The sequence below is a fragment of the Nocardioides sp. genome (assembly GCF_051876515.1).
Taxonomy (GTDB): Bacteria; Actinomycetota; Actinomycetes; order Propionibacteriales; family Nocardioidaceae; genus Nocardioides.
Map to the genome: position 1 here is coordinate 1 of NZ_JBJEHY010000181.1, position 7,792 is coordinate 7,792.

Annotated in this window: 9 protein-coding genes; 6 read left to right on the forward strand and 3 right to left on the reverse strand. The window is 72.8% G+C overall.

The features are described from left to right. Positions 1-398: nitroreductase/quinone reductase family protein (locus tag ACI379_RS13450; protein WP_439792600.1), on the reverse strand; the 398-nt coding region annotated here is incomplete at its 3' end. An 81-nt stretch (positions 399-479) separates the two neighbouring features. Then, positions 480-1,532, reverse strand: coding sequence for an FUSC family protein (locus ACI379_RS13455; protein ID WP_439792601.1), 1,053 nt, complete (start codon positions 1,530-1,532; stop codon positions 480-482). A 56-nt stretch (positions 1,533-1,588) separates the two neighbouring features. Here ACI379_RS13455 and ACI379_RS13460 point away from each other — a divergent pair, with 56 nt between their 5' ends. Together ACI379_RS13460 and ACI379_RS13465 are read left to right on the forward strand one after the other, a co-directional pair. Then, positions 1,589-2,329, forward strand: coding sequence for a lysoplasmalogenase family protein (locus ACI379_RS13460; protein WP_439792602.1), 741 nt, complete (start codon positions 1,589-1,591; stop codon positions 2,327-2,329). Positions 2,330-2,351: 22 nt separating this feature from the next. Beyond that, positions 2,352-3,158 carry a thioesterase family protein gene (locus ACI379_RS13465; RefSeq protein ID WP_439792603.1) on the forward strand — a complete coding sequence of 269 codons (807 nt, stop codon included), beginning with the start codon at positions 2,352-2,354 and terminating at the stop codon, positions 3,156-3,158. A 29-nt stretch (positions 3,159-3,187) separates the two neighbouring features. Here the strand turns inward: ACI379_RS13465 and ACI379_RS13470 are convergent, their stop codons facing one another. Beyond that, on the reverse strand, positions 3,188-4,354 hold the full coding sequence (locus ACI379_RS13470) for a hypothetical protein (RefSeq protein WP_439792604.1): 1,167 nt from the start codon (positions 4,352-4,354) through the stop codon (positions 3,188-3,190). A gap of 53 nt (positions 4,355-4,407) precedes the next feature. Here ACI379_RS13470 and ACI379_RS13475 point away from each other — a divergent pair, with 53 nt between their 5' ends. From ACI379_RS13475 to ACI379_RS13490, 4 genes are read left to right on the forward strand one after another with little or no spacing between them, the layout of a single operon-like run. Further along, positions 4,408-4,710, forward strand: coding sequence for a hypothetical protein (locus tag ACI379_RS13475; protein WP_439792605.1), 303 nt, complete (start codon positions 4,408-4,410; stop codon positions 4,708-4,710). Positions 4,711-4,768: 58 nt separating this feature from the next. Next, positions 4,769-5,689, forward strand: a complete 921-nt coding sequence (gene mshB, locus ACI379_RS13480; protein ID WP_439792606.1) for an N-acetyl-1-D-myo-inositol-2-amino-2-deoxy-alpha-D-glucopyranoside deacetylase — start codon at positions 4,769-4,771, stop codon at positions 5,687-5,689. A gap of 20 nt (positions 5,690-5,709) precedes the next feature. After that, on the forward strand, positions 5,710-6,033 hold the full coding sequence (locus ACI379_RS13485; protein WP_439792607.1) for a hypothetical protein: 324 nt from the start codon (positions 5,710-5,712) through the stop codon (positions 6,031-6,033). Positions 6,034-6,042: 9 nt separating this feature from the next. Beyond that, positions 6,043-7,788 (forward strand): VanW family protein, encoded by a 1,746-nt coding sequence (locus ACI379_RS13490; protein ID WP_439792608.1) that lies wholly within the window; start codon positions 6,043-6,045, stop codon positions 7,786-7,788. Positions 7,789-7,792: the final 4 nt, after the last annotated feature.

The following is a 7,792-nucleotide window of genomic DNA, read 5'->3' on the forward strand; positions in this document are numbered from 1 at the left end:
ACCTCGCGCTCCTCCGGGGTCGCCTCCCGGGCCCGTACGGCGCGGCCGCGCTCGCCGCGCAGGTGCACCTGCGTGGTGGGGTGCGCCATCAGGTTGGCGAACCACTGCGGGTTCTTGGGCAGGCCGCCCTGGGAGGCGACCACGACGAGGTCGTCGCCGTCGACCAGGTAGAGCAGGGGAGTGGTGAACCGGGTGCCGGACCTGCGGCCCACGTGCTCGAGCAGCAGCGTCTGCACAGGCTTGGAGAAGCCGGCTCCCACCCGCCACTTCGAGCCGATCCGGCCGTTCGTCAGCTTGAACAGCCGCACCTGCACCTTGGCCATGTACTTGATCGCCGTGACGGTGTGCGGCGAGTCCAGCCCGTCGGGGCGGGCCTGGGGCAGTGCGAAGCGTCCCACGGGGGTGTTCCTCTCGTCCGGGGCCTCGTGGCCCGGGGACATACTGCCGGTACGGAGTCGCTGGGGGAAGGGGGCGCGGCGTCAGGACGGCGTCGTGCCGGGGCGGCTGCGTGGTCGCGTCAGCCATCCCAGCGCCACGCCGACGGCCACGCCGATCACGGTCTCGACCGCCCGGTCGACCACCAGGACCCCGGGTGGCACCGGGGCCATCAGGTGGATCATCAGCAGGGCCAGCGGCGTCACGGCGACGAGGGCGAGGGCGTAGTTGCGCCCGATCCACAGCTCGGCGGCCGCCTGCAGGGCGACCACCACGCAGATGAGAGCCAGGGTCGGCATCTCGGCCGACAGCAGCGCCCACGCCAGCACCAGACCTGCCAGCGTGCCCGCGACCCGCTGGACGCCCCGCAGCAGCTGGTGGCTGAAGTCGACCGCCACCAGCGGCACCACTGCCGAGACCATCGCCCAGTACGGGTGCCCGATGCCCAGGCCCGTGGCCAGTGCGCCCGCGACGAGGCAGCCGGCACTGCAGCGCACCACGTGCCGGCGGACCACCGACGCGTGGTCGGAGCGGCGCGGCCTCGTCCGTACGGCGTCGTCGGGTCGGCGGGCCACCCGCCACCAGGCGCCGGCGCCGCCGATGACCAGGGCGAGGACGGCCGTCGCGGCGCTGACCGAGAGCGCGACGGGCAGGTCGCCGGGTTCGGAGGGGACCGACGCGCAGGCCGAGAACGCGAAGACGAGGAAGAGCGGCCCCGGCGGGTGCCACCCCTGCGCGTCGGAGAGCCACGACCCCACGCCCGCCACCAGCGCCGCGCACGGGACGGCGAGCCAGCCGCGGTGCTCGGAGAGACCGACAGCGACGCCGCCCACGACGGAGGCGACCAGGGCCGCCCCCACCAGGGCCTGCATCTGCAGGCGGGAGAGGTGGACGTCGTTGCGTCCGTACAGCGAGGTGAAGGCGCTGAACGCCGCGTAGATCGACCACTCCATGCGCCCCAGCGACCACAGCAGCAGCAGGGGGACCGCGACGGTGACGACCGCGCGCAGCGCGACCCGGTGCGACCCGGCGTGCGGGCCGAGGGAGAAGAACTGGGAGGTCAACGTCGGTGTGCTGGACTCGCCCGACGGTCTCACCCAGCCATTGTGCGCCCCCACCTGCGCCCGCGCCCGTCCGGCCCTAGGGTGCGCCCATGGTTCCGCCGCGCCCGAGCGCCCCCGCCGTGCTGGCCCTCGCGACCTTCTCCGTGGTGACGGTGGTGCACCTGGTGGCCCAGCTGGTGGCCGGCGACGCCGGATCCGCGGCGCTCGTGGCCGACCTGACCCAGGTCGCCCTCATGCCTGCGCTGGCCGCGGTGCTGCTGACCGCCGCCGCCCGGCCCGCCTCGCGACTGGTCCGCCTCGCCGCGCTGGCGCTGTTCTTCTCGTGGCTGGGTGACACCCTGCCGCGCCTCGTCCACGGCTCGCCCGTGCCCGAGTGGCTGGGCCTGGGCGGGTGGGGCGGGGGCGGGTTCCTGATGATGGTCGCGGGCTTCTGGTGCGCGCAGGTGACGTACGCCGTCGCGTTCTGGCCGTACCGCAGCCGCTCCCTGGTCAGGGACCCGGTCGCGCTGGGCATCGCCGGCGCGTGCGTCCTCGGCCTGGCGGTGCTGGTCGCGCGCTCGTCGCTCCCGCTGGTCGTCCCGGTGGTGCTGTACGCCTGCGCGCTGGTCCTGATGGCCCTCCTCGCCCCGGGGGTCTCCAGGTGGGCGGGGCGCGGCGCCGCGCTGTTCGTGCTCTCCGACGCGCTGATCGGGCTGCGCGCCTTCGCCGGGCTGGACTGGCTCGGGACGCCGGCTGCGCAGCAGTGGGGCGGGTTCGTGGTGATGGCGACGTACGTGGCCGGCCAGGCGCTGCTGGTGCTCGGGGTGCTGAGGCGCGACAGAGTTCGCTGAGCGATTGCTTAGGATGACGCCCATGAGCTTCGAGTGGGACACCCACGCCGCCGTGGAACGTACGTCCGCCGACACCTTCAGCGCCGTCCTCGACGGCGGCTGGAGCGTCGGCGGGGGCATCAACGGTGGGTACCAGATGGGGGTGCTCGGCACTGCGGTGTCACACAGCCTCCCGCAGCACCCGGACCCCTTCGTGCTCAGCGCCTACTTCCTCTCCGCCGCCACGGCCGGTCCCGCCGAGGTCCAGGTGACGCCCCTGCGGCCGGGGCGTACCTCGAGCACGGTGCGGGCCGAGCTGCGCCAGGACGGCGAGGTGCGCCTGACCGCGCTGGCGACCTTCGGCGACCTCGCGTCGCTCCCGACCGACGACGTACGGGTCACCGCCGCGCCGCCGGAGCTGGCGCCGCGCGAGCAGTGCGTCCCGGGCAGCATGGCGCCGGAGGAGGTGCGACGCCTCGCGCCGCTGATGGAGCGCTTCGAGATGCTGTTCGACCCCTCGTGCATCGGCTGGGCGGTGGGGGAGCCCAGTGGCGTCGGCCGGTTCACCGCCTGGTTCCGCCTCGCCGACGGGCGCGACCCCGACCCGGTCACCCTGCTGATGGTCCTCGACGCCCTGCCGCCGGTCACCTTCGACCTCGGGCGTCCCGGGTGGGCGCCGACGGTCGAGCTCACCGCCCACGTCCGTGCGGTGCCGGCGCCCGGCTGGCTCCGGATCACCCACGCCACCCGCAACGTCGGCGGCGGCATGTTCGAGGAGGACTGCGAGGTCTGGGACTCCGCCGACCGGCTCGTCGCCCAGTCGCGCCAGCTGGCCAAGCTGCCCCGCTGAGCCGGGACCCGAGGGCGCGGGGGAGGACGTCAGTCGAAGTCGGAACGGCGCATCGACACGATCCACCGCCGACGTGGGTGCTCGGTCACGGTCCACAGCAGGTCGGAGCGGGGCGTGTACGTGAGGTCCTCGGGTCCCATCGGCAGCGCCCAGCGGTGCGAGGTCAGGTCTCCGGGGCGGCCGGTCCAGATCGACCCCGGCCCCCACTGCCCGTTGGAGGTCGACACGTGGAGCCGGCCGCGGGCGACGGCCGCACCCTGCATCCGCAGCACTCCGCCGCCGTCGACGTTCATGGGACGCGAGATCCCGTGGTCGTCGGCGGCCAGCTGCCAGCTCTGCGGGTCGAGGTCGAAGCGCGCCAGACGGGTCGTGGTGTCCGGCTTGGAGGCGTACTCCCCGGCCACGATGGCGGGCGGCTCGGCACCGGCGTCGAGGCCGAGGAACGAGTAGCGCAGCCGGTCGTGGCCCTTGTCGGTGACCGCGCGGTGCATCGACCGGACCGGCAGCACCCAGCGGTGGCCGTACGAGGCGATGCCGTGCGGGCGCACGCCGAACTCGGAGATCGACCCGTCGGACCCGGCGACCCTCATCAGGTCGTCGACGTGGGCGCTGGCGAACCCGCGCCCGGTGGCGGCGATGTGCAGCCACTGGCCGGCCCACACCAGTCCGCCCGCGTGGACGTTGAGCGGCTCCAGGACCAGCTGCCCGTCCTCGTCGAAGGTGGGCACCACGAGCAGCACGTGGCGGTACCGGCGCCGGTCGAGGTCGACGAAGGTGAGCCGCGACCCGCGCTGCACCCCGTCGGTGCCCTTCGAGTACCAGGTCGTCACCACGATGCGCCGGTCGTCGGGCACCACCGAGCGGTCGGGGGCGTCGTGCGCCGTCGCGATGCCCTGGGGGTACCACTCGTGGTCGCGCTCGTCGTAGGAGTTGAACGACCAGGCACGGTGCACCCGGCGACCGATGAGCCGCGGCAGCACCGGCGAGCGCCGCAGCGGCCACTTCAGGTCGTTGAGCAGGGTGGGCAGCCCGACGTACGAGGCCGCCCGGTGGTGCAGGGCGCGCACCTCGTCCAGCGACTCCGAGGTGCGCTCCAGGTGCACGCCGTACGCCGGGCGCTCCGGGGTCTCGACCACGTCGGGCGCGCCGAGGAGGGGCTGGGCGTCCGCGGGCTGCTCGGGACCGGTCTCGGGCATGGGAGCCACGGTAGCCGTGCGGACCGGTGGTGTCGCGGTGGGATGATGCCCGGGTGAGGGCGATCTTCTTCGACGACTCCGCGGCCCGGAGCGCCGCGGCCCGGCTCGTGGCGGCGGGCTACTCCGCGGAGACCGTGCGCGAGCGGCTGGCCGGCGAGGACGACGAGGAGGACCACCCGTGGGCCGTCCTCAGCGACGCCCCCGAGTTCGTCATGGACATGCTCGCCGACGAGTTCGACGGCTGGTTGGACCTCGAGGAGCCGGCCGCAGCGGCCCCCGAGCTGCCGCCGCTGGTCCTGCCGCAGGCCCCGCAGCGGGTCAAGCGCCCCGACGCCCAGGGCCCTCCGGCGCGCTGACACACCGGAGGGTGGGCACCCTCGGCCGAGCTTCCACCTCCTGCCTAGGGTGGGGCGCATGGGGAACCGATCGGACCAGCGACTGCTGCTCGTGCACGCCCACCCGGACGACGAGACCATCGTCAGCGGGGTGGTGATGGCCAAGTACGTCGACGAGGGAGCGCAGGTGACGCTGGTGACCTGCACCGCCGGCGAGATGGGTGAGGTGCTCGTCGACGAGCTGAGCCACCTGCGCGCCGACGAGCAGGACGCCCTCGGGCCGCACCGCCGTGACGAGCTGGCCGCGGCGATGAAGGTGCTGGGGGTGACCGACCACCGTTTCCTGGGCGGCTTCGGCACGTACCGCGACTCCGGGATGCAGTGGCACGAGGCCGGCCACGCCATCCCCGACGACCGCGAGCACCACGCCTCCTTCTGGGGCGCCGACCTGACCGAGGCGGCCACCCACCTGGTGGAGGTGATCCGCGAGGTCCGCCCGCAGGTGCTGGTGACCTACGACGACTTCGGCGGGTACGGCCACCCCGACCACGTCCAGGCCCACCGGGTCGCGATGTACGGCTCCCAGCTCGCTGCGGTCCCGTCGTACCGTCCCGACCTCGGCGAGGCCCACGACGTCGAGAAGATCTACTGGGGCGCGATCAGCGAGAGCCGGATGCGCGACGGCCTGCGCCAGCTCCGGGAGGCCGGCGACACGGAGTCGTTCGGCGGCATGGACCCCGACGGCGACTTCGGCCGCTGGGTGACCCCGGACCGCCTGCTCGACGCGCGGATCGCCGGGGAGGGACTCCTCGAGCGCAAGCTGGAGGCGCTGCGGCAGCACCGCTCGCAGGTCAGCGAGGACGACTTCTTCTTCAGGGGCGCCGAGAGCGGCGGCTCGCACTTCGCCGAGGAGTTCTTCCGCCTCGCCAAGGGCGCGCGCGGCCCCGTCGGCGCGGACGGGCTGGAGGACGACCTCTTCGCCGGGGTCACCACCCCGTGATCCGGTCGGTGGCGGGGGCGGTGGCAGCGCTCGCGCTGGGCCTGCTGTCCGCTGCCGCGGCCGTCCTGCTCCACCAGCTGTGGTGGGGGCTGCTGCTGGGCGTGCTGGTGAGCCTGCTCCTGTGGTGGGCGCTGCCGCCACGCTGGTGGACCCGCCTGGCGTTCGCGCTGGGATGGGTCGTGGTGGCCGTGGTGGCGGCCGTTCCCCGCGGTGCTGGCGACTACCTGGTGCCCGCGAACGTCCTGGGGTACGCCTTCCTGGTGTGGTCCGTCGTCCTGGTCGTGGTGTCGGTGGTGTTCCCGGGACGACGCACGGATCCGGGTCTTTCAGGGCAGCCCGCCTAGGATGCCAACGTGCCAACCGCGTCTGCTCCCAGCAAAGAGAAGCTCGGCGGCCGAGTCGTCGTCCTGATGCTGCTCGGCCTCGTCGTGCTGTTCGGAGGCCTGTACGCGGCTGCGTACGCGGTGGCGGGCGACAACGTGCCGCGCGGCACCACCGTCTCCGGCGTGGAGATCGGCGGTCACCCGCAGGGCGAGGCGGCCGACCGCCTCAAGGCGGGTCTGGCCGACCGGGTCAACCGCGAGGTCACCGTCGACGTCGACGGCACCGAGCAGACGGTGACGCCCCAGACGCTCGGGTTCACGGTCGACTACGAGGCCTCCGTGGCCGAGGCTGGCGGCACGCGCTCGTGGAGCCCGGGGCGCCTGTGGAACTACTTCACCGGCGGTGACGAGCTCGACGCCGTCGTCGACGTGGACGAGGACACCTTCGCGACCTTCCTGACCAGCGTGGACGACGAGCGCGGCACGCCCCCCAAGGACGGCACCCTGACGTTCAAGGACGGTCAGGTCGAGACCACCTCCGCCGTCGTCGGCAAGGGGCTCGACCCCGAGGCGAGCCGGGAGCGGCTGGTCGAGGCGTTCCTCGCCGGGAGCGACCCGCGCGCGGAGCTGACCACCGAGACGCTCGCGCCCGAGATCGACGACGAGGACGTCGCCGCGGTCAAGGAGTCGTTCGGCGACAAGGCCGTCTCCGGCCCCGTCACGATCACCTTTGAGGACACCGACGTGGTCCTCGAGCCGTCGGACTTCACCAAGGCGCTGTCCACCGAGCCGCAGGACGGCGTCCTCGTGCCCGTGCTCGACGGTGAGCGCCTGCACAAGGTGGTCGCCTCCAAGACCGCTGGTGACGGTGAGCCCGTCGACGCCACCGTCAAGCTCGTCGGCGGCAAGCCGCAGGTCGTCCCTGGCAAGCCCGGCGTCACCTACGACAACGGCCAGCTCGAGGAGGAGTTCCTCGACCTCGTCGTCGCCGAGGGGGACGGACGTACCGCGGAGCTGCCCTCCGAGGTCGCGCAGCCGGAGTTCACCACCAAGGACGCCGAGGCGCTGGGCATCAAGGAGAAGGTCTCCAGCTTCACCACGTACTACCCCTACGCCGAGTACCGCAACATCAACATCGGCCGTGCCGCCGAGCTGGTCAACGGCACCGTCCTCAAGCCCGGTGAGACGTTCAGCCTCAACGACACCGTGGGGGAGCGGACCCGCGCCAACGGGTTCACCGAGGGCTTCATGATCGCCGACGGCATCTTCAAGTCCGACCTGGGCGGCGGCGTCTCGCAGATGGCGACCACCACCTTCAACGCGATGTTCTTCGCGGGCCTGCAGGACGTGGAGCACAAGCCGCACTCGTTCTACATCGACCGTTACCCGGTCGGTCGCGAGGCCACCGTCGCGTGGGGCGCGGTCGACCTGCGCTTCAAGAACGACACCGACCACGGTGTGCTCATCCAGGCCAACGTGACGCCGGCGACCGGCTCGTCGCAGGGCGTGGTCACCGTGTCGATGTGGTCGACCAAGGTGTGGGACATCGAGTCCAAGACCGGCAACCGGTACGCCTTCACCTCGCCCAAGACGCGCACGCTGACGACCGCGGACTGCGTGCCCAACACCGGGTACGGCGGCTTCGACATCGACGTGAAGCGCGTCTTCCGCAAGGCCGGGTCCTCCGCGGTCGTCAAGACCGAGAACTTCCACACCACGTACATCCCCAGCGACACCGTCGTGTGCAAGAAGCCGTCGTCCGGCAAGGACGACTGACCCG